Genomic DNA, 21101 nt, shown 5'->3' on the forward strand with positions numbered 1-21101 from the left:
CCATTCAGAGCGCATGATCACACGCACCCATACCAAGGGCGATGCGCCCTCCACCGCCGTCTATTCCGATTGCGAACGCTATCGTTACTCGCTGGTCCGGGTCTGGGAGCCGGAGGGGCGCAAGGCGCTTTTCGTCATGCTCAATCCCTCGACCGCCACCGAAGTGCAGAACGATCCCACCGTGGAACGCTGTGAACGCCGGGCCCGCGCCCTTGGGTTCGGGTCGTTTTGCGTGACGAATATCTTCGCGTGGCGCGACACCGATCCGAAGAAAATGCGCGCAGCAAGCGATCCGGTCGGGCCAGAGAACGACGCGGCGATTCACGACTGGGCGCTCTGGGCGGATCAGGTCGTTTGCGCCTGGGGCACCCATGGCGCGCATCTGGACCGGGGCGCCGAGGTCGAGCGGATTTTGCGCGGCACCGGACGCGATCTCTATCACCTCGGCCTCTCCAAAGCCGGACACCCGAAGCACCCGCTTTACATTGCCTATACGCAGCAGCCGGAACTCTGGCCCTGATCAGGCGGCGGAAAGCGCCGTGGGGCTGATCTCGACCACGATGTCGCCCAAGGTCACGTTGGGCGAGCCATACAGCACCGCCACCACATCGCCATTGACGACCACCTGGCTCGACAGCCCGTCGGCGGTCTGGCTCACCTCGACATCGAGCGTACCGTCATAGCTTTCACTCGGGTCGAGCGTCACGCGCAGCATGTCCTCTCCCTCGTTGAAATCGGTGATCTCGGCATGGCCGACATCGGCATTGGCATCGTAATAGAGCCAGAATTCATCGGCCCCCGCCCCACCTGTCGCGGTATCTTCCGCATCCATCAAGAGCGTGTCGTCACCATCGCCGCCATACAGCGTATCGGCCCCCTCATCTCCCGAGAGCACATAGGACGATCCCGCGTCATTCCCGGCATAGATCACATCGTCGCCCGCACCACCGGACAGGATCGCCGTGCCATCGCCGCCATAGATCGTATCATTGCCTGCGCCCGCATCGACAATCGCCGCATCGTCGCCGGTCGCGATCACATCGTCGCCCGCCCCGCCGGTCACGATATTCAGCGTGCCATCGGTCTCTATCGTCGGCAGGCCGTCTTCATCGAGAGTCAAGGTCGCATCCGTGCCGCCCTGCATCACGTCATCGGACAGAACCAGCGTTTCTCCCTGATCGCCCAGCACATGCTCCACCGTGTCACCGGTCGGTGCACCCGTTGCCATATCCTCATCCCCCTCCGGCGTCAGGACATCATCTTCCGGATCACCCGCGGGACCGGCCTCGTCAGGGATGCCCGGATCGTTCACCGCGAGCACGTAATCATCGGGATCGCCGTCAGGGCCGGCCTCGTCAGGGATGTCGGGATCGTTCGGGTCGATCGCTCCGAAATCGCCCAGTTCGCTCAGGGCATAGAGCGTGCTTTCCCCGGTTTCGGGGTCCAGCACTTCGACGGAGATATCGCCCACCGGAAGGGTGTCATGACCGAGGAAAGAGAGGGTGGTTTCATCTTCATCCGTGGCATAGGACAGGCTCGTACCGATCTCATTGCCCGCCTCGTCGGTCAGCGGTTCGACAATGAAATCCCCCACCAGGCCATCGGCCAGCGTCAGCGTGACATGATCCTCACCTTCGGTGAAACCGGAGAAAAGCGTTTCGCCGGACCCGCTCGCAACCGCGTAATCCTCGCCCGCATCCTCCGCCCCCTCCACGCCGGAAAATGTTTCATCGTCAGGAGAGGCCTCGGAACCGTCCTCGGGCAGATCGGCTTGCGTGTCGCCGCCCAAGGCGTCAGTCAGCACGTCCCCCTCACCGGGGTCATCGGCGACCTCATCGGCTGTTTCAGCCTCAGGCAGATCGCTCTCTGTCATGGAAGAGGCGTCGGAATCGTCCCCGATCATCGCCACCTCGCTCAAAGCGAGTGCGGCAGGCACAAGTCCCAGCAATGCAAAAGCCCATAACATGTGCCCACACCTCATAATTCACACACCCGCATGAATAATACGTTTTTGAGCCAAAAGGGGAAAGAAAATCTCGAGAAAATTTTATCTAAGCAACTGTTAAGAAAGGTTAATTTTCAATATTCAAAAGCTTTGCAAAAATCATGGTGCACATCTTCGGTCAAAATTCTTGAATCACGGCTTTTGGACAAAGACCGGACGTCCTATGAACAGCATATGCGCCCGCCTTCATCGGATGTGTTGTCTGAAGAGCCGGATGCGTGAGCAGAACGGGTGACTCGCAGGGATGGAGCAGGACATGTCGGACCAGGAAAACGAGCTCTCGAAAGACATCAAAGCGCTGACGGAAGAAATCGACCGGCTCAACAATCACAGGTTCATTCGCATCCAGAATTCCAAATTGCGGATGATGTGGTTTCAGTTCCTGCGCGGGCTGGCTTTCGGCTTCGGCTCGGTCGTCGGCGCCTCCATCGTGGTGTCGATCGTCGGCTATATGCTCAACCAGATGGAGGTTGTGCCGATCATCGGCGACTGGGCCAAGCAACTGGCCGGCGAGATCCTAAGTGAAACGCAGCGGGTCGAGACCGGACAGTAGACCGGACAACGACCGGAAAAAGCTTTCTTTTTCAAAAGAATCCGGTTAAACGCGCGCATTCCCGAGCCTCAGCGCCGGGAAGATTCTCCAAGGGCCCTGCTGGACGACATCCCGGCTTGCGCCATAACCCTTTGTTTTCGAAAGGAGACCCCGATGTCGATCACGGTTGAAGAGAAAGCCCGCCTGATCAAGGAATTCGGCACCAAAGAAGGTGACACCGGTTCCCCCGAAGTTCAGGTCGCAATTCTGTCCTCGCGCATCGCGACGCTCACCGAGCACTTCAAAACCCACAAGAAAGACAACCACGGCCGTCGTGGCCTTTTGATGATGGTCGCCCAGCGCCGCAAGCTGCTCGACTACGTCAAAGGCAAAGACGAAGCTCGCTACCAGTCCCTCATCGAGCGTCTGGGCCTGCGTCGCTAAGCCCGCGGCTGCGCCAAGGCGCACCCTCGTTATGTTTTTCAAAAGACCCTCTTCGGAGGGTCTTTTTTCATCTCGCAACGCTCCGCCGCCCTCAAATCAGCGGACGCTGTCCCACATCCTCTTCCTCGACCAACGCATAGCCCTGCAATGTCTCCCGGTCGAGTATCTGCAATTCGCCATCGCTCCAACGCGCAACATGGCGGCTGCGCAGCACGCCCAGCGTCTTGTTGGTGTGCACCAGAGACAGACCCAACGCGTCCGCCACATCCTGTTGCCGATAGGGCAAGGGCACGCGATTGCCTTTCGCCAGGCCAAGATGTTTCAACCGGTCAAACAGTTTCAATAGTGCCCAGGACACGCGTTCGAGCCCCTTGCGCTGACCGACCGTGACAAGGCTTTGCCCGAGAAACGCTTCCTCCGAGGCCGCCAGCCAGACAAGGTCATAGGCCCGCCCCGGATGGTTCTGAAACAGGCGCCAGAGATCGCTGCGCCGGAAGGTACACAGCACCATGGGCGTCGTCGCCTCGACCGAATGCCCGGCCTCGCCCATCACCCCTGCCTGAAGACCGACGAAATCTCCCGGCAGGATGAAGTTGATCACCTGACGCCGACCGTTCTCAAGTGTCTTGTAGCGTACCCCCATGCCGCTCAGAACGGTGTAGAGATGCGGCGTCTCGGAGCCTTCGATCTGAATCGTCGTGCCCGCATCCACACTCAACTCCCCACTTTTGAACCCTTGGGTAAAGCTCAGCTCCTGCGGCGAGAAGGGCTGAAAACACTCCTTCTGCCGCAAAGGGCAATTTTTACACTCGACGGTCACGCAAATATCCTCCGGCTATGTCGTAGTTTAATTCGCGAAACCTCCTTTTGGTTCATTCTGAGGATGATTTTTCAAGACAGGCTTGCCCAGATATGTTCTCCCACACTGCCGCACCCGCCGTTCAGAACGCGGTTTTCCTGATCCTTGCCGAGGATGGATCACTCGGGGAGAGCCTGCGTCTCGCGCTGCTCGAGATCGCCCCCGGCGCACAGGTGTATCGGGTCGAAAGTCCGGGTGAGGCCATCGTGGTACTGAGCAGGCTGGCCCATGTGACGGCCGCCTTTCTCGCGCTGCCCGCCGCCGAGCTTCATGCCGGTGTCCTGGGGCTGCGGCTGTCGCAACGCGGCGCCCGGATCGTTCTGCTGGTCTCGGCACCGTCCCCGATCCCATCGAACCATGACACTCTGATCTGGCCCCAGGACCCGAAGGCGCTGGTCGCGCTTTTGAACCCTGCGCCCTGCTGAAAGCCGCTCAGCGCGTGTCGTCCACCTGACGGATCACATCCGCCAGCTTTTGCCCGATCACTCGCGAGCCCTTCTTGGACGGGTGGATCATGTCCGCGCCATGAAAGGACCGGTCGCCCTCCGGAACAAGCTCTGACACATCGAGGAAATACACCCCGTCCATCGCCCGCACCATCTGCGTCAGCCGCGCTTCGAAGGCATCGCCAAGCTCGCGACACGAATCGATCACGGACTCCACCCCCGGGCTGCGCAGGTAGCCGAGGTAGATCACCCGCGCCCCGCTCTTGCGAATCTCACGCGCCAGATCCGGGATCGCGCCTGTGGTGCCCTGCTGGGAAATCATTCGGCTCATCTTACGCTCGCAGGCTCCGCAGCCGCAGCCCAGCCACAAATCGTTGCCACCGCCGTTGATCACCACCCAATCCACCGCGTCGCCGCGATACTGCTTGGTGATGTTCATGCCGATGGCGCCCGAAATCGGCAGGCCATACAGGATACGCGCGCCGCCCATGGCCCGATTTTCCACCGGCTCACCGAGGCTTTGCGACAACACATCGGCGATGGAGCTTTTCGAGACGAGATGCCAGGCCATCATGGAGTCGCCCAGCGCCAAAATGCGCGGACCATTCCCTTCGATCTGTGGCGTCTCATTCGCGAGAGCGGCCCGTGAGGCGATCTCATTGCCCGCCGCAAAGCCGGCTTCACCGCCTGCGATCACGGCACAGAGGCTCAGAAACAGGGCTTTCAAAAGGGATGTCATTCGGGCATGCAACATGGGCGACGCTCTTTTCATTCTGGCGACAAAAAAGATTCGTTGGCCCACCCAGCCTTTGTTCTTAAGAAATGCCACAGCGGCCAACCGCAGGGAAACCGAAAAATCGCACGCCCTGCCAAATAGTCAAATTTCCCAATGTTCCGCATTCGTACAGGATTTTTTTTCGTGCAAAAAATCCGAACAACCCAAATTCACCTTATTTAATGGGCGCTACAGTCTTTTCTTGTTTCAAAATGTCACATCTGCATTCTCCCGACAAAATTCCAACAAGGGGAAAACGTCATGGAATTGGGAGTATGGGTCAGTCTGATCCTCTATTTCGCGCTGATGCTCGCCATCGGCTTTTATGCGTGGCGCAAATCCACGGACACGGCCGAAGGCTATGTTCTGGGCGGGCGCAACCTTCACCCGGCCGTCGCGGCGCTCTCGGCGGGGGCCTCCGACATGAGCGGCTGGCTTCTGCTCGGCCTGCCCGGCGCGCTTTACGCCTCCGGCCTGATTGAGGCCTGGATCGGCATCGGGCTTTTCGTCGGCGCATTCATCAACTGGATCGTCGTCGCCCCGCGTCTGCGCGAACAGACCAAGCGCTATGACAACAGCCTCACCATCCCGGAATTCCTGTCGAACCGCTTCCCGACCGCAGCCACCACGCTGCGCGTCGTCTCCGCGGTGATCATCGTCCTGTTCTTCGCCGTTTACACCGCCTCGGGCCTCGTCGGCGGCGGCAAGCTTTTCGCCTCCGCCTTTGACGGCTCTTACATGACCGGCGTGATCCTCACCTTGGGCGTGGTGCTGATCTACACCGTCTTCGGCGGTTTCCTCGCCGTGTCGCTCACCGACTTCGTGCAGGGCTGCATCATGATGTTCGCCCTGATCATCATGCCGATCGTGATCCTCACCACCGGTCAGGGCAATGGCGTCGAACAGGCCGCCGAACGTCTCGCGACCGAGGTGGACCCGAACTACCTGTCGATGACCCACGGGCTGACGCTGTTGACCTTCCTGTCTACGGTCGCCTGGGGTCTGGGCTATTTCGGTCAGCCGCATATCATCGTGCGTTTTATGGCCGTGCGCTCCGTCAAAGAAGTGCCCGTGGCCCGCAACATCGCGATGCTCTGGATGGCGATCTCGCTGATCGGTGCCATCGGCGTCGGCATCTTCGGCCGCACTTATATGGAGCGCAATGGGCTGACGCTCGAGGACCCGGAAACGATCTTCATCGTGCTCTCCGAACTGCTGTTCCACCCGCTGGTGACCGGCTTCCTCTTCGCCGCACTTCTGGCCGCGATCATGTCCACCGTCTCGTCGCAGCTTCTGGTGTCCTCCTCGTCCCTGACCGAAGATTTCTACAAGGTCTTCTTTCGCCGTCAGGCATCGGACCACGAACTGGTCAACGTCGGCCGGATCTGTGTGGCGCTCGTCGGCGTGGCCGCCATCCTGATCGCCTCTGACCCGTCCTCCAACGTCCTGGGCCTCGTGTCCAACGCATGGGCCGGGTTCGGCGCCGCCTTCGGACCGCTGATGATCCTGTCCCTGACCTGGAAACGCATGACCGGCGCGGGCGCCGTCGCAGGCCTCGTCGTCGGGGCGGGCACCGTCGCATTCTGGATCATGTCGGGGCTGAACAAGAGCTTCATGGGTCAGGGTCTCTACGAGATCATCCCGGGCTTCGTCGCCTCCTTCATCGCAATCCTCGTTGTCAGCCTTCTGACCAAAGATCGCGGCGAATTCCGCCCTCTGGAAACGCCTGCCGAATAAACGGCGCCGAAAAGGGTAAAAAATGCGAACGGGCGGCCATGTGCTGCCCGTTTTCCTGTGTTTCACGCACAACTCGCGACTTGGCGCAGAGCGCATTTTGTTGTATGCGCCTTGACCATCTGAGACGTAACGCAACAGACCCCGGCGTTGTGAAGGTAAGATATGGGGTCGGCGGCAATGGGGCCGCCAGATAAACGGGAGACCCGAGAGGGCTCGGGAGCGCTCCCTAACAGGATACACTTGATGTTCAACGAAGTGAAAAAATCGATCCAGTGGGGCGAAGAAACCCTCACGCTGGAAACGGGCAAGATCGCCCGTCAGGCCGATGGCACCGTCATCGCCACCCTTGGCGAAACCTCCGTGATGGCCAACGTCACCTTCGCCAAGACCCAGAAAGAGGGCCAGGATTTCTTCCCCCTCACGGTTCACTACCAGGAAAAATACTACGCCGCCGGTAAAATTCCGGGTGGCTTCTTCAAACGCGAAGCCCGCCCGACCGAAAAAGAGACGCTGACCGCGCGTCTGATCGACCGTCCGATCCGCCCGCTGTTCGCCCCGGGCTTCAAAAACGAAGTTCTGGTGATGTGCACCGTTCTGTCGCACGATCTGGTCAATGACCCCGACGTCGTCGCGATGATCGCCGCTTCCGCCGCCCTGACCATTTCCGGCGCGCCCTTCATGGGCCCGATCGCCGGCTGCCGCGTGGGTTTCGAAGATGGCGAATACATCCTGAACCCGACCGTCGACGACATGCAGGATCTGCGCAACAACCCGGACCAGCGTCTGGACCTCGTTGTCGCCGGCACCAAAGACGCCGTCATGATGGTGGAATCCGAGGCTTACGAGCTGACCGAAGAAGAAATGCTCGGCGCCGTGACCTTTGCGCATGAACAGATCCAGCCGGTGATCGACCTGATCATCGACCTGGCCGAAGAGTCCGCGAAAGAGCCCTTCGACTTCCAGTCCCCGGATTACTCCGACCTCTTCGAGGCCGTGAAAGCCGCGGGCGAAGACAAGATGAAAGCCGCCTACGCGATCCTCGACAAACAGGAACGTGTGGCTGCCGTCGCTTCCGTCAAGGAAGAGATCAAAGCCGGTCTGTCCGAAGAGCAACTTTCGGATGCAAACCTCGGCTCCGCTCTTAAGAAACTCGAATCCAACGTGCTGCGCTCTTCCGTCGTGAAAGAGGGCAAACGCATCGACGGTCGCGCGCTTGATCAGGTTCGCCCGATCACCTGCGAAACCGGCCTGCTGCCGCGCACCCATGGCTCCGCTCTGTTCACCCGTGGTGAAACTCAGGGCCTCGTCGTGACCACGCTCGGCACCGGCGACGATGAGCAGATCATCGACGCGCTGCATGGCAACTTCCGCTCCAACTTCCTGCTGCACTACAACTTCCCGCCGTATTCGGTCGGCGAAGTCGGTCGTGTCGGCTCCCCGGGCCGTCGTGAAATCGGTCACGGCAAACTGGCATGGCGCGCCCTTCAGGCCGTTCTGCCCGCCGCCACCGACTTCCCCTACACGATCCGCGTGGTCTCCGAGATCACCGAATCGAACGGCTCCTCCTCAATGGCTTCCGTCTGTGGCGGCTCGCTGTCGATGATGGACGCCGGTGTGCCGCTCAAATCCGCTGTCGCGGGTGTGGCCATGGGTCTCGTGCTCGAAGACGACGGTGAGTTCGCCGTTCTGACCGACATCCTCGGCGACGAGGATCACCTCGGCGACATGGACTTCAAAGTGGCCGGGACCGAAAAAGGCATCACCTCGCTGCAAATGGACATCAAAGTCCAGGGCATCACCCCCGCGATCATGAAGCAAGCTCTCGCTCAGGCGAAAGAAGGCCGCATGCACATCTTGGGCGAGATGAACAAAGCGCTGTCCGGCGCGGGTGAATTCTCCGCCCATGCCCCGCGCATCGAAACGATGCAGATCCCGACCGACAAGATCCGTGAAGTGATCGGCTCCGGCGGCAAGGTCATCCGCGAGATCGTGGAAACCTCCGGCGCGAAAGTCGACATCAACGACGACGGCGTGATCAAGATCGCGTCCGCCAATGGCGAAGCGATCCAGAAGGCTTACGACATGATCTACTCGATCGTGGCCGAGCCGGAAGAAGGCCATGTCTACAAAGGCAAGGTCGTCAAACTGGTCGATTTCGGTGCGTTCGTGAACTTCTTCGGCAAGCGTGACGGCCTCGTGCACGTCTCGCAGATCGAGAACCGTCGCCTGAACCACCCGTCGGACGTTCTGAAAGAAGGTCAGGAAGTTTACGTCAAACTTCTGGGCTTCGACGACCGTGGCAAGGTCCGCCTTGGCATGAAAATGGTCGATCAGGAGACCGGCGAAGAGGTCAAGAAAGAGGAAGAAGCCGAATAATCGGTTCCCCTTTCGAGAAATCGAAAAGCCCCGCCGTAGGTGGGGCTTTTTTCGTGCGTATGACGCACATCACAGCTTTTGCCACTCGGCGAACTCCCGCCATGGACACCACAAGTTTACCACCTGTGGTTGTGAGTCAACTTTCATCACCTGAGAAAAGGTGTAATACGGTGCCCATAGATTGCCTCAGGCCCACATTCGAAAATCCAATGACAGACACCCGCCTCGACAGACATCTTCGCATCACGGTCGCCGCGCTGACCCGCAAGCGTCCGCAGATGGTCCAGGCGCTGATTGCCTCTTGGGGCGCGATGAAGCTCCCTGAGAACTGCACGGCGCGGTGCCTCATCGTCGAGAATGATGACACGCCGCGCACCCGCGACCTGATCGAGGCGACTGCGGTGCTGCCGAATGGCCTTGAACTCGATTATGTGCTCGAAACCGAGGCGGGCATCTCCATCGCGCGCAATCGCGCCGCGAAGGAAGCTCTGGCGCAGGAAGCCGATCTTCTCATCTTCGTCGATGACGACGAGACCGTGGCGCAGGACTGGCTCGTCAAACTCATCGCGGGCTATCGTCAAAGCGACGCCGTGTTGTTGGGCGCGCCGCTGCGCATCGCCCCGGCCGTCGACAACCTGACGGCTTTCCAGTCCCTGATGTACAAGAGCTTGACCGAGTTCTATCAGAAACGGGAACAGCGCGCGGCAGAGACCGCCACGCTCAACACCCCGGGACGCGCGGTGATCGCCACGAACAACTGGCTCGTGGAAACCCGCATGTTTCGCGATGAGAACATCTGGTTCGACAAAAAGCTGCGTTTCGCGGGTGGCGAAGACACAGAGTTCCTCACCAACGTGCAGGCCCGCGGTTTTACCGTCGGATGGGTTGCGGATGCCCTGGTCTACGAGACCCTTCCCCCCGCACGTCTCAGCTTTATCTATCAATATCGCCGGACACGGGATCAATCCAACACGAACTTTCATCGCCGGATGCGCGAGAAACCGAAGGCGCGCTACAAAATTTTCCTGCGTATTCCCGGCAAGCTCATCCAGATAACTGTGATCCTGATCGCCCTGCCATTCAGCCCGACCCACTCGCTTCTGAAACTCGCCAAAACGGCGGGCGGCTTTTGGGGGAAACTCGGCGCTGCTCTGGGAACACGGTCCCGGCATTATACCTCGACCACCGGTCACTGAGTCCGTTCAGCCCCCGGCAAACCACCGTTTCGCCGCCAGATCCTCGACGCTTTCCGCCTCGATCTGATCGACCTTGCGCATCACGCGTCGAACATGATCCGCCTCGTTCTGGGTCATGTTTGAGCCACGTTTGATCTTGGCCTGAAGCTCGCTGTTCGAGCGCGTGTAATAGTGGTTGAGCTGGATGTGATCCGCCGAATAGAACCCCGGCTTTTTGCGATCCCCGACCGAGGCCCGCACGCCCTTGTCATTCACACTATCCCCTGAGCCATCCGTCTCGATCGAATGCACTTTCATCGCGGTGACATGGCACGGATCCACGATCATCTTGAAATTGCACATGCCTTTCAGGGGGCTCATCGGCTCCGGGTGCCGCCGTGTGTAATTCGCCACGATCCCGCCCTCCGGCGGTTCCTCGAACCCGTTGCGCCCGAACATGTGCCAGGGCAGCGAAATATTCACCTCGCTCTCCAGATGCGCCAGACACTCCGGTAAGGTCTCCGCAGATTTCGGCACAAGGAATTCGTCCACGTCGATGAACGTCATCCAGCGGAACTGATCGCCGAAATTCGCCACCGCATGGGCATAGGCCAAAACCTGATTGTGGATTTCCGCCCCCGCCCCGTCGCGCAGTTTCTGATGCCACGGGATCACCGTGACGTTCTGTACCCCGACGGCGGCCACAAGCTGCACCAGCGTGCCATCGGTGGAGCCGTTGTCATAGACGTAGAAATGCCGCACGCCGGCCTTGGCATGAAACCGCCCCCATTCGCCGATATGGCGCTCCTCGTTGCGCACGATGAGCACCACTGCGATGCCGTGCCGGTCGGCCATGGGCGCGGGCGGATCGAGTGCGATGCGAGAGATGGATCTGGTGCGGCGCAGTGCTGAAAACATGAAAAACCCCTGTTCGCGGGCAGCCTAATGAATTGGGCCACGGGCGAACAGGGGCGATTTTTAATGGCTTACGCCGAAAGCCTTAGGCTTTCACGAAACGCAGGTACGGAAGCTTGATATCCACATCGCCGAATTTCTCGGCGGCCTGCTCGTCGGAGAGAGACAGGGCCGCAATCACGTCCTGACCCACGGTCCAGTTCGCAGGCGTGGCAAGCGGCTTGCCGTAGGTCTTCTGCACACCGTCGAGCGCGCGGAGCACTTCGGCAAAGTTCCGGCCCACGGACATCGGGTAGAGCATGGAAAGCTGCAGTTTCTTGTCCGGGGAGATGATGAACAGCGCCCGCACGGAGGCCGCATCGGCCGCGGTGGCGTTTTCATCGAGGTAAGCGTCGGCCGGCAGCATGTCGTAGAGTTTTGACACGGCCAGATCGGTGTCGCCGATGATCGGGAAACCCGCCGGCGCGCCGGAGAAGGCTTCGATGTCTTTTTTCCACGGGCCGTGCTCTTCGACCGGGTCGGTGGAGAGGCCGATGACCTTCACGCCGCGCTTTTCCCATTCTGCGGAAAGCTGCGCCACGGCGCCGAATTCGGTGGTGCAGACCGGGGTGAAGTCTTTCGGGTGGGAGAACAGAATGGCCCAGCTGTCGCCGATCCAGTCGTGGAAGTTGATCTCACCCTGATCGGTTTTGGCGGTAAAGTCGGGAACGATGTCGTTGATACGAAGACCCATGGTCATCTCCTCTGAATGTAAGTGCGTCGTCTGGTAACTTAGATACATTCTAAATTCTGGATTTCCACCCTGTTTTCAAGTACCGCGACAAATTTACTCGGATTTGTTCAAAACGGGCATTTCGCGGTAAAGGACAATCCCGCCCCACCGTCCGGGTGGCGAAAGCGCAATTGCTCGGCATGGAGCATCAGACGCGGCGCATCCCTGGCCTCGCCCTCCGCATAGAACGGATCTCCCATGATCGGGTGGCCGATGGCCAGCATATGCACCCTGAGCTGATGCGAACGCCCCGTTTTGGGCATCAGCCGCACGCGTGTCTGATTGCCCTCATAGCGCACCACCCGCCAATCGGTGACCGCCGGTTTACCGGTCTCGTGACAGACCATCTGTTTCGGGCGGTTCGGCCAGTCCACGATCAGCGGCAGGTCCACGGTGCCGGTTTTCTCCGCGATATGGCCATGCACCCAGGCGACATAGGTCTTTTTGGTCTGACGTTTCTCGAACTGAAGCCCCAAATGCCGCTGCGCATGGGGCGTCATAGCAAAGACCATCACCCCGGAGGTGTCCCGATCCAGACGGTGCACCAGCAGAGCCTCCGGGAAGGCCGCATTGATCCGCGACATCATGCAATCCGCAAGGTGTTCGCCCTTGCCCGGCACCGACAAAAGCCCGGAGGGTTTGTCCACCACGAGAATCTCGTGATCCAGATGCAGGATGTTCAGCGGGTCTTGCGGGGGATTGTAAGTGTCACTCATCGCGCTCTCTTTCGTCTCCCCGCGCGGGTATCACGCCCGGCTCACATTGGCAAAGACGCTGTCGAGAATCCTGCCAAGCCGCCCGGCATCCTCCTGGGTGAAGGCATCCGGAAAATCGCTGTCGAGATCGAATACGCCAAGAAGCTGCCCTTTCGCATTTTGCACCGGCAAAACAAGTTCCGAGCGCGTCGAAGACGCACAGGCGATATGGCCCTCGAAGGCCTCCACATCCGGGACAAGCTGCACCGTCCTCGTGCGCGCACAGGCACCGCAAACCCCGCGCGCGAACGGAATCAACAGGCAGCCATGCCCGCCCTGATATGGGCCGATCTTTAAAAGATCTTCGGAAACAACGCGATAGAACCCCGTCCAGTGAAAGCGGTCATCCGAGTGGTGCACTTCGCAGGCCACGGTGGCCATCAGCGCAACCTCATCCGTCTCCCCGGCACAGAGTGCGGCGACCCGTGCCGACAAACCGTCGTAATCCGGCATGTTTTTCTCCCTTTTCCTGCTTCGCGCAAACCCATTGGTAAGGTTTCTCCCGTAGGATCAAGCCCGATATAAGAACAAAGGTACGGCATATGAAACTGACCCATCAGGATTTTGATGACGTGCGAATCGTGAGCGTCGTCGAAAACCGCATCGACGCGGCCTGCGCCATTCAGTTCAAGGACGAGATGCGCGCGCTGAGCGACAGTGGCCCGGCGCGCATTCTCCTCGATCTCGGAAATGTCGAATTCCTCGACAGTTCCGGTCTTGGTGCCGTGGTCGCGGCCCTCAAGGCCGTGCGCAACGGGCAACGCCTCGAACTCGCCGCGCTGCACCCCACCGTGCAACGGGTCTTCCGTCTCACCCGCATGGATACCGTTTTCACCATTCACACCAGCGTCGCCGCTGCGGTCGAGGGCATCGCAAATGCGTCCTGAGGGAAATCTCAAACGTCAGGAGACCTGGGAGGTCCCGCCCGAACCGAAAGAGCATATGTTGAGACTCATCCTCCCGGCAACCGAAGCCGCAGTGCGCCGCGGATTGGCCAGTATCAAACACGGGCTGAGCACGGACCACTATGGCCCGGACGAGCTTGCCAGTCTCGAGATCGTCCTCGCCGAAGCGCTCAACAACATCGTCGAACATGCCTATGCGGATCGCTCCGACGGCATGATCGAAATCCACCTGTCCCAGACCCCGAAGGGCCTGTGGTGCACCATCCTCGACAATGGCCAGATGATGCCCGGCGGCGAACCGCCCCTCGGCCGCCGCGCCGATCTCAATTGCGACATCGCCGATCTGCCCGAGGGCGGCTTTGGCTGGTTTCTCATCAGGGAACTGGCGCATGAGCTGGAATATGTCCGGGAGAGCGATCACAACCGCCTCTGCTTTCGCATGTCGATCGGTCAGATGGCCTGAACGCCTCTTCGCTCTGCGCGCCCGACGGCTCAGTTCAACTGGAAATGCAACGGATAGGCGCCATCCTCGAACGGGCCGAACAGGTCGTCGAGATCGGGATGCTGCACCGGCTCCCCGGAATAATCCGCCACGAGATTCTGCTCCGACACATAGGCGACGTAAAAGCTCTGATCGTTTTCCGCGAGCAGGTGATAGAACGGCTGATCCTTGCTCGGGCGCACATCCTCGGGAATGGCGGCATACCATTCCTCGGTGTTGGAGAACATTGCGTCGACATCGAACACCACGCCACGGAAACTGTGTTTCCGGTGCCGGACAACCTGTCCCAGATGATATTTGGCGCGTGATGACATCATGACGTTGCAACCCTCATACTTGGTTAGTAGACCTTTAAAACGGTCTCTGTCCACGGGGGGCAGCCCGGGAAATGGGAAACAGTCTGTGAACCTTGTTTTGACAGTGCTCGAAATCGTGGCGCCGGTGTTCCTGCTGGCGCTGATCGGGTTCACCTGGGTCAAGACCGGCCACGAATACCGGCTGGAGTTCGTCACCAAACTTACCATGACGCTTTCCGTCCCCGCGCTGATCTTCACCGCGCTGGTCAAGGCCGACATCGAGCCCGCCGCGCTTTCCGCCCTCTCGCTGGCCTCGATCGTCGCCTATGGCGGGGTCACAATCGCGGCCTGGCTCGTGGTCAAACTGATGGGGCTCGACAGCCGCACCTACCTCGCACCACTGATCTTCGGCAACACCGGCAACCTCGGCCTGCCGCTCGCGCTCTTCGCCTTTGGCGAGGCCGGGCTGAGCTATGCCGTCGTCGTCTTCGCCGCCATGGCACTCTGGTCCTTCACCTTCGGGGTCTATGTCACCGCAGGCGGCGGCTCTCTCGGCAAGGCGTTCAAGGAACCGCTGGTCTGGGCCACGGCGCTTGGCGCGCTGTTCCTCTGGCAGGGCTGGACGCTCCCGACCTTTGCGATGAACACGCTGTCGCTTCTGGGCCAGATCGCCATCCCGCTGATGCTCATCACCTTGGGCGTCGCCGTCGCACGGCTGCATCCGCACGGGCTCGGGCGCGCCGCCGTCATGGCCGTCGGCAAGGTCGTGCTCTGCGCCGGCATAGCCGCCCTCGCCGGGCTCTGGTTCAACCTCGATCCGGTGCCCTTCGCCGTGCTCGTCGTCCAGATCGCTACCCCGGTCGCCGTCACCTCCTACATGCTCGCGGAAAAATACGGCGCGGATTCGGATGCGGTCGCCGCCCTCGTCGTCTCCTCGACTCTGCTGTCGGTGATCTACCTGCCGATCCTTCTGGCGCTCCTGATCTGAGCGTTTCCGAAACGCCCCCGTTCACAGGAATGCCATTTCACAGCCAGCCCAAATCCGCTATGCTCCTTGGAAAGATAAAGCGAGAGGCAGTTATGAGCAGACGTCTTCGCGCACTTGCGGTCCTTTTCCTGCTGTCCGCCTGCGGCGGCGGTTACAACAGTGCGCCCAGAAATCTCGACAACGCATGTTCCATTCTGGACCAGCGCCCGACCTATTTGCGCGCGATGAAGAAATCCGAACGCAAATGGGGCATCCCGGTGTATGTCCAGATGGCGACGTTCTATCAGGAAAGCAAATTCGACGGCGATGCCCGCACGCCGCACCAGTTCGTGCTCAACGTGATCCCTATGGGGCGGCAAAGTTCGGCCTTCGGCTATGCTCAGGCGCTCGATGCCACCTGGGACGAGTATCGCGTGGAGCAGAACCGCAGGGGCGCCAAACGCACCCGGATCGAGGACGCCACCGATTTCATGGGCTGGTACATGGCAGAAACTTCCGAACGCCTCGGCATTTCGAAATACGACGCCCGCAACCAATATCTCGCCTATCACGAGGGCCGCAGCGGATACGCCCGCGGCAGCTACAATTCCAAAGCCTGGCTCGTGCGGGTCGCCGGTTCCGTCGCCGACCGCGCCGAGGTCTACCGCCAGCAGCTCACCGCCTGCGGCAAGATCTGAACCGGATCAGTCGAGCGGCGTGCCGCGCCGCTTGGCTTCCGTGCGGATGTTGAATTCCCCGTCCGACACCGAACCGCCCAGTTTCATCCTGGTGAGCTGAACCGTGGTCGACCCGCCGGTTTCGTCATGGATCACCCAGGCCTTAAGCACCGGGGTCGCACTGAAAATCATGTCGATGGAGCCGTATTCCGGGTGATCCGGGTCCTGCGCCCGCACAACCGTATCGCCATTTTGTTCGGTGTGCGACACAACCATCTTGGCTTTGCTCAGGTCGACATTGCGCGCCAGCATCAGGGACAGCGGCGTCTGCGACAGCGGAAACCGCTGCGGCGGCTCGTTGGAGCCGGGATCGAACACCGCGACCTGACCGCCCGACACCAGCACAAGCGCATCGTCTCCCCCGCCGTAATCGAGCCGCATGCGCCCCGGGCGTTTGATCGTCACGGCACCTTGCGACCGCGAGCCGTCGTCATTGATCTGGGTGAATTCCGCCTCGACCGTTCCGAGGCCGTTGAGGTAGCTCGAAATCGTCGAGAGCGGCAGTTTCTCCGCCGCCGCAGGACCGGCGAAGGAGAGGGCGACAAGGGCAGGCGCGAGGGCCTTGAGGGAGGCCCGCACAGGGGCACTGAGAATCTGTTTCATGCCTGAGATATAGCCGCTCCCGACGCGACTTCCACCTCTCCTGACTTCACAGGTCGCGGAACTCCGCGTGAGCTTACTGCTCCGGCACCAGAATCTCGCGCTTGCCAACATGGTTCGCAGGCGACACCACACCCTCGTCCTCCATCTGCTCCACCAGACGCGCGGCCTTGTTATAGCCGATCGCCAGTTTGCGCTGGATGTAAGAGGTCGAGCATTTGCGATCCTTGATCACGATGGCCACCGCCTGATCGTAAAGCGCATCCTCACCCGAGGTATTGCCACCGGTGCCAAGCCCGAGAACCGCGTCGATATCGGCGGATTTCTCGTCATCCGGCCCCTCGACCACCCCGCCGACGTAATCCGGCGGACCGTAGGCCTTGAGGTAGGAAACGATCTTTTCGACCTCCTCGTCCGACACGAACGGCGCGTGACAGCGGGTGATCCGGCCACCGCCGCCCATGTAGAGCATGTCGCCCATACCCAAGAGCTGCTCAGCCCCCTGCTCGCCCAGAATGGTGCGGCTGTCGATTTTCGAGGTCACCTGAAACGAAATCCGGGTCGGGAAGTTCGCCTTGATCGTGCCGGTGATGACGTCCACGGAGGGCCGCTGCGTCGCCATGATCAGGTGAATCCCCGAGGCCCGCGCCATCTGCGCCAGACGCTGAATGCAGGCCTCAATCTCCTTGCCCGCCACCATCATCAGGTCGGCCATCTCGTCGACGACAACGACGATGAAGGGCAGCGCTTCGGGCTGGAATTCCTCGGTCTCGAAAATCGGATCGCCGGTCTCCTCGTCAAACCCGGTCTGCACCGTGCGGGAGAACAGCTCGCCTTTCGCCAGTGCCTCTTTGACGCGACCGTTGTAGCCGTCGATGTTGCGCACGCCCATCTTGGACATTTTGCGATAACGGTCTTCCATCTCGGCGACGACCCATTTGAGCGCCACAACGGCCTTTTTCGGGTCGGTCACAACCGGGCTCAGAAGGTGCGGAATGCCATCGTAGACGCTGAGTTCGAGCATCTTCGGGTCGATCATGATCATCCGGCATTCTGCGGGAGTCAGCTTGTAGAGGAGCGACAGGATCATGGTGTTGATCGCCACGGATTTCCCGGACCCGGTGGTCCCGGCAATCAGCAGGTGCGGCATCTTCGCAAGGTTCGCCACAACCGCATCGCCGCCGATATCCTTGCCAAGCGCCAGCGGCAGCGAATGCTTGCCATCGCCATAATCGCGCCCCGACAGGATCTCGCGGAAGGACACCATTTCGCGATGTTCGTTCGGCAATTCGATCCCGATCACCGAGCGTCCCGGCACGGTCGAGACACGCGCGGACAGCGCCGACATCGAACGCGCAATATCGTCCGCCAGACCGATCACCCGGCTGGCCTTGAGACCCGGCGCGGGTTCGAGCTCGTACATGGTCACGACCGGCCCCGGCCGCACCGACACGATCTCGCCCTTCACACCGTAATCGTCGAGCACATTCTCCAACATCCGGGCATTCTCTTCGAGCGCCTCGTCGGACAGCGTATGCCGCACGATATTGACCGGGTTTTCCAGCAGAGACAGCGGCGGCACCTCGTATTCGGCCTCTTTCGGGTCGAATTTCAGGCTGGGCTGCGCCTCTGCCTGGGCCTGTTTCGACGGCACGACAGGTTTGCGCACCGGGTGCTGCACCACGCGTTTCGCCTCGGGGGCTGCGGGTTGCGCATGTTCGAACCGGGCGGGCTGGGGCGCGATATATTCCGGCGTTTCCACCGGTTCATAACCCGCATCGTAACCATCGTCATAACCGTCCTCATAGGCCCCTTCATAGGCTTCGAGCGGCACATAATCCGCCTCGTACCCGTCGGCCTCATAGCCGTCATAAGACGCCTCATGCGGCTGCGGCGCCGCGATCTCGACCATCGGTGTCGCAACCGCAGGCGTGGTGTCGAGGATCATCGGGCGCGGGCCCTTCTTGTATTTCGCCACGGCCTTTTGCGCCGCACTCATCGGCGGCTCGACACGGGTCGCGCCCGGCACAATCGCCCGCGATCCGGCACGCGCCCGCGAGTTGATCACATTGGCGATCTTCGAACGGATGCGGTCGTCCTGCCCCGGCAGCATTTCCACATCGGGGGCCAGATCCCGCTCGATCAGCTCGGGCTCCGGGTCTTCCACCGCATTGCGTTTCAAAAGCGTCGGCATCTTGGCAAAGAGCGACGGCTTGGCCTCCACCTCCGGCGCGGGCATCGGTGCCGCGACCGGCGCCGCAACCGATGCGGAGGCATGCGCCTCCCGCATATCGGCACGGATCACCCGCGACCCGTGGTGCGCGGCCTGTGGCGTCTGCATCTGGGCGTCAAAGGCCGCCTGTTCCTCGGCAATCTGACGCTGCTCTTCCCGACGCGCCTCGCGACGCGCCGCCGCCTTCTCCGCCATGCGCTGGCCGAGATGCACCGAACCGCGCGCGCTGCGCCCCATCAGGTGCAGCATCAGCGCATAAAGCGATACCAGTCCCCAAAGCAGATAGCGACCGATGTCGACCATCTCCGAGCGCGTGAAACCGAAGGCGAAAAGCGCCAGAGCCAGAGCCGCAAAGAACGACAAAAAGGCCAGAACCTTAAGGCTGAGTGCCGCACCGAAAGGCACGATCTGGATCAGCGCCGCCAGAACCGTATCGCCGAACAGCCCGCCAAAGCTCTGCGGTGCGCTGGAAGCGTGAGTCGAGGCATAGACCGCCGCCACCGCAATGGCGATCGGCACGAAGACCGCCCGCGACAGGGCCCGCTCCGAGCCGCGATGGAAAATATACCGCAGCCCCCAGGCCGCAAACCCGAGCGCAAAACCCCACGAGGCCACGCCGACGATGATCATCAGAGGCGAGGCAATCGAGGCCCCGAAACGCCCCAGAATATTGTTCACAGGCGCTTCCGTCGCCGACAGCCAGCTCGGGTCCTCCGGCGTATAGCTTCCCAGCAGCAGCGCAAAGATCAGACCGACCAGCAAAAGGCCGAGCCCGATCAGCTCCTGCCCCCGGCGTTCCAGCAAGATCTGGGTGTTTTTGTCGAACAGCGGATCGCGACCACGTGCCTGATAGGATGCCATGCCTGCCTCTTAACCTTAACCGTACAAACAGTCGCGGAGCTGGATCAGCCCGCGCTGTGTCTCTTCTTTTGGGGCCACCAAGGCGACCCGGATGTAATGCTTGCCGGGGTTCTCCCCGTTCACTTCGCGCGACAGATAGGCCCCGGGCAAGACCCGGATGCCGGTTTCCGTCCAGAGCTTCATCGCCGCCTCTTCGCCATCCGTCACCGGCAGCCAGAGGAAAAATCCCGCCTGTGGCGCCTCCGCGCCCTGAATGCCCGCGAACACCTCATCGGCCATGTCGAATTTCTCAACGTAGAGTTTGTGCGAGGCGATGACGTGATCCTCATCGGCCCAGACACGGGCGGAGACCGCCTGGATCGGGCCGGGCAAAGGCGCGCCTGCATAAGAGCGCAGCCGACGAATGCGGAGCATGTTTTCCGGCCCCGACGCCACAAAGCCAGAGCGCAATCCAGGAAGGTTCGAGCGTTTCGACAGCGAATGGAAAATCACCACACGTTCGGGGTCCGCCCCCATCTCGCGCGCCACTTCCAACGCACTGACGGGCACTTCGTCACGGTAAATCTCGGAATAGCACTCGTCAGAAAACACCTTGAAATCGTGCTTTTCCGCCAAGAAAATCAAATCGCGCAAATAATCGCGCGAGGCAATCGCACCCTGCGGATTCGACGGGCTACAGATATAGGCAATCGCCGTGCGGTCCAGAACCTCGCTCGGAAGCCCTGCGTAATCCGGCAAAAATCCGGTCTCGCGCGTCGCAGGTACGAACACCGGTTCGGCCCCGATGGTCGTCGCGGCGACGGCATAGACCTGATAAAACGGGTTGGGCGTCAGCACGACCGGCTGTTTGCCATTCTTGGTCTCCGGGCAGAGCGCGATACAGGCATTCATCAGCCCCTCGCGCGTGCCGTTGAGCGCCATGATGTCGGTGACGGGATCGACCGTCACACCGAAACGGCGCTTGAGCCACCCGGCAATCGCATCCAGCAACTCATCCGTGCCATTGTTGTTCGGATATTTCGCAAAGCCCGCGATATTCTCCGCCAGAACCTCCCCCACAAAGGGCGGCATGGCATGGCGCGGCTCGCCGATGGTCATATGCATGACCTCGCCCCCCGGCGCATGCACGTCGAGAAGGCTCCGCAAACGCGGAAAGGCGTATTCCGGCAGGTTGGAAAACCGCTCAGGGAACATCATGAAACTGCTACT

At 60.8% G+C, this 21101-nt stretch carries 22 protein-coding genes; 11 read left to right on the forward strand and 11 right to left on the reverse strand.

Going from position 1 to position 21101, the window contains the following annotated elements; genetic code table 11:
- The first annotated feature begins 13 nt into the window (after positions 1 to 13).
- Entirely contained in the window at positions 14 to 520 is a 507-nt protein-coding gene (locus tag CEW89_RS11760; protein WP_066704572.1) for a DUF1643 domain-containing protein, read from the forward strand.
- Here the strand turns inward: CEW89_RS11760 and CEW89_RS11765 are convergent, their stop codons facing one another.
- Positions 521 to 1966, reverse strand: a complete 1446-nt coding sequence (locus CEW89_RS11765) for a calcium-binding protein (protein WP_096806023.1) — start codon at positions 1964 to 1966, stop codon at positions 521 to 523.
- Positions 1967 to 2261: 295 nt separating this feature from the next.
- On the opposite strand from CEW89_RS11765, the gene CEW89_RS11770 reads away from it, so the two are divergent.
- Together CEW89_RS11770 and rpsO are read left to right on the forward strand one after the other, a co-directional pair.
- On the forward strand, positions 2262 to 2558 hold the full coding sequence (locus CEW89_RS11770; protein WP_096807219.1) for a DUF5665 domain-containing protein: 297 nt from the start codon (positions 2262 to 2264) through the stop codon (positions 2556 to 2558).
- Between the two features lie 153 nt (positions 2559 to 2711).
- Positions 2712 to 2981 (forward strand): 30S ribosomal protein S15, encoded by a 270-nt coding sequence (gene rpsO / locus CEW89_RS11775; RefSeq protein WP_066704574.1) that lies wholly within the window; start codon positions 2712 to 2714, stop codon positions 2979 to 2981.
- Between the two features lie 91 nt (positions 2982 to 3072).
- Here the strand turns inward: rpsO and CEW89_RS11780 are convergent, their stop codons facing one another.
- A complete protein-coding gene (locus tag CEW89_RS11780) occupies positions 3073 to 3774 on the reverse strand; it encodes a Crp/Fnr family transcriptional regulator (RefSeq protein ID WP_244906051.1) in 702 nt (233 codons plus the stop codon).
- 119 nt (positions 3775 to 3893) lie between these two features.
- On the opposite strand from CEW89_RS11780, the gene CEW89_RS11785 reads away from it, so the two are divergent.
- Positions 3894 to 4265 carry a hypothetical protein gene (locus tag CEW89_RS11785; protein WP_066704576.1) on the forward strand — a complete coding sequence of 124 codons (372 nt, stop codon included), beginning with the start codon at positions 3894 to 3896 and terminating at the stop codon, positions 4263 to 4265.
- Positions 4266 to 4272: 7 nt separating this feature from the next.
- Here CEW89_RS11785 and CEW89_RS11790 read toward each other — a convergent pair whose 3' ends face one another.
- On the reverse strand, positions 4273 to 5040 hold the full coding sequence (locus tag CEW89_RS11790; protein WP_244906052.1) for an SGNH/GDSL hydrolase family protein: 768 nt from the start codon (positions 5038 to 5040) through the stop codon (positions 4273 to 4275).
- 282 nt (positions 5041 to 5322) lie between these two features.
- On the opposite strand from CEW89_RS11790, the gene putP reads away from it, so the two are divergent.
- The 3 genes from putP to CEW89_RS11805 all read left to right on the forward strand — a co-directional run bounded on the left by putP (position 5323) and on the right by CEW89_RS11805 (position 10370).
- On the forward strand, positions 5323 to 6798 hold the full coding sequence (gene putP, locus CEW89_RS11795; protein WP_066704578.1) for a sodium/proline symporter PutP: 1476 nt from the start codon (positions 5323 to 5325) through the stop codon (positions 6796 to 6798).
- A 243-nt stretch (positions 6799 to 7041) separates the two neighbouring features.
- Entirely contained in the window at positions 7042 to 9174 is a 2133-nt protein-coding gene (gene pnp, locus CEW89_RS11800) for a polyribonucleotide nucleotidyltransferase (protein ID WP_066704580.1), read from the forward strand.
- A 209-nt stretch (positions 9175 to 9383) separates the two neighbouring features.
- On the forward strand, positions 9384 to 10370 hold the full coding sequence (locus CEW89_RS11805) for a glycosyltransferase family 2 protein (protein WP_096806025.1): 987 nt from the start codon (positions 9384 to 9386) through the stop codon (positions 10368 to 10370).
- A gap of 6 nt (positions 10371 to 10376) precedes the next feature.
- Here CEW89_RS11805 and CEW89_RS11810 read toward each other — a convergent pair whose 3' ends face one another.
- The 4 genes from CEW89_RS11810 to CEW89_RS11825 all read right to left on the reverse strand — a co-directional run bounded on the left by CEW89_RS11810 (position 10377) and on the right by CEW89_RS11825 (position 13244).
- Positions 10377 to 11267 carry a glycosyltransferase family 92 protein gene (locus CEW89_RS11810; protein ID WP_096806026.1) on the reverse strand — a complete coding sequence of 297 codons (891 nt, stop codon included), beginning with the start codon at positions 11265 to 11267 and terminating at the stop codon, positions 10377 to 10379.
- A gap of 82 nt (positions 11268 to 11349) precedes the next feature.
- Positions 11350 to 11997, reverse strand: coding sequence for a peroxiredoxin (locus CEW89_RS11815; protein WP_096806027.1), 648 nt, complete (start codon positions 11995 to 11997; stop codon positions 11350 to 11352).
- A gap of 107 nt (positions 11998 to 12104) precedes the next feature.
- Positions 12105 to 12752 (reverse strand): RluA family pseudouridine synthase, encoded by a 648-nt coding sequence (locus CEW89_RS11820; protein WP_066704588.1) that lies wholly within the window; start codon positions 12750 to 12752, stop codon positions 12105 to 12107.
- Between the two features lie 30 nt (positions 12753 to 12782).
- Positions 12783 to 13244 carry a GAF domain-containing protein gene (locus tag CEW89_RS11825; protein WP_096806028.1) on the reverse strand — a complete coding sequence of 154 codons (462 nt, stop codon included), beginning with the start codon at positions 13242 to 13244 and terminating at the stop codon, positions 12783 to 12785.
- Between the two features lie 89 nt (positions 13245 to 13333).
- On the opposite strand from CEW89_RS11825, the gene CEW89_RS11830 reads away from it, so the two are divergent.
- Both CEW89_RS11830 and CEW89_RS11835 read left to right on the forward strand, forming a co-directional pair.
- Positions 13334 to 13678: an STAS domain-containing protein gene (locus CEW89_RS11830; RefSeq protein ID WP_096806029.1), complete on the forward strand. Its 345-nt coding sequence runs from the start codon at positions 13334 to 13336 to the stop codon at positions 13676 to 13678.
- Positions 13679 to 13733: 55 nt separating this feature from the next.
- Positions 13734 to 14159: an ATP-binding protein gene (locus CEW89_RS11835; protein WP_238379704.1), complete on the forward strand. Its 426-nt coding sequence runs from the start codon at positions 13734 to 13736 to the stop codon at positions 14157 to 14159.
- 29 nt (positions 14160 to 14188) lie between these two features.
- Here the strand turns inward: CEW89_RS11835 and hspQ are convergent, their stop codons facing one another.
- On the reverse strand, positions 14189 to 14515 hold the full coding sequence (hspQ, locus tag CEW89_RS11840) for a heat shock protein HspQ (protein WP_066704595.1): 327 nt from the start codon (positions 14513 to 14515) through the stop codon (positions 14189 to 14191).
- A gap of 85 nt (positions 14516 to 14600) precedes the next feature.
- Between hspQ and CEW89_RS11845 the strand changes: the two genes are divergently transcribed.
- The gene (locus CEW89_RS11845; protein WP_096806031.1) at positions 14601 to 15482 is read left to right on the forward strand and encodes an AEC family transporter; all 882 of its coding nucleotides are present in this window, start codon (positions 14601 to 14603) and stop codon (positions 15480 to 15482) included.
- A gap of 92 nt (positions 15483 to 15574) precedes the next feature.
- Positions 15575 to 16159 carry a transglycosylase SLT domain-containing protein gene (locus CEW89_RS11850; protein ID WP_066704600.1) on the forward strand — a complete coding sequence of 195 codons (585 nt, stop codon included), beginning with the start codon at positions 15575 to 15577 and terminating at the stop codon, positions 16157 to 16159.
- 6 nt (positions 16160 to 16165) lie between these two features.
- Here CEW89_RS11850 and CEW89_RS11855 read toward each other — a convergent pair whose 3' ends face one another.
- The 3 genes from CEW89_RS11855 to CEW89_RS11865 form a co-directional block, all read right to left on the reverse strand.
- Positions 16166 to 16801, reverse strand: a complete 636-nt coding sequence (locus tag CEW89_RS11855; protein WP_066704601.1) for a LolA family protein — start codon at positions 16799 to 16801, stop codon at positions 16166 to 16168.
- Positions 16802 to 16874: 73 nt separating this feature from the next.
- Entirely contained in the window at positions 16875 to 19892 is a 3018-nt protein-coding gene (locus tag CEW89_RS11860; protein WP_096806032.1) for a DNA translocase FtsK, read from the reverse strand.
- A 15-nt stretch (positions 19893 to 19907) separates the two neighbouring features.
- Positions 19908 to 21089, reverse strand: coding sequence for an aminotransferase class I/II-fold pyridoxal phosphate-dependent enzyme (locus tag CEW89_RS11865; RefSeq protein WP_096806033.1), 1182 nt, complete (start codon positions 21087 to 21089; stop codon positions 19908 to 19910).
- Positions 21090 to 21101 lie beyond the last annotated feature (12 nt).

It is taken from the genome of Celeribacter ethanolicus (assembly GCF_002407265.1).
Lineage (GTDB): Bacteria > Pseudomonadota > Alphaproteobacteria > Rhodobacterales > Rhodobacteraceae > Celeribacter > Celeribacter ethanolicus.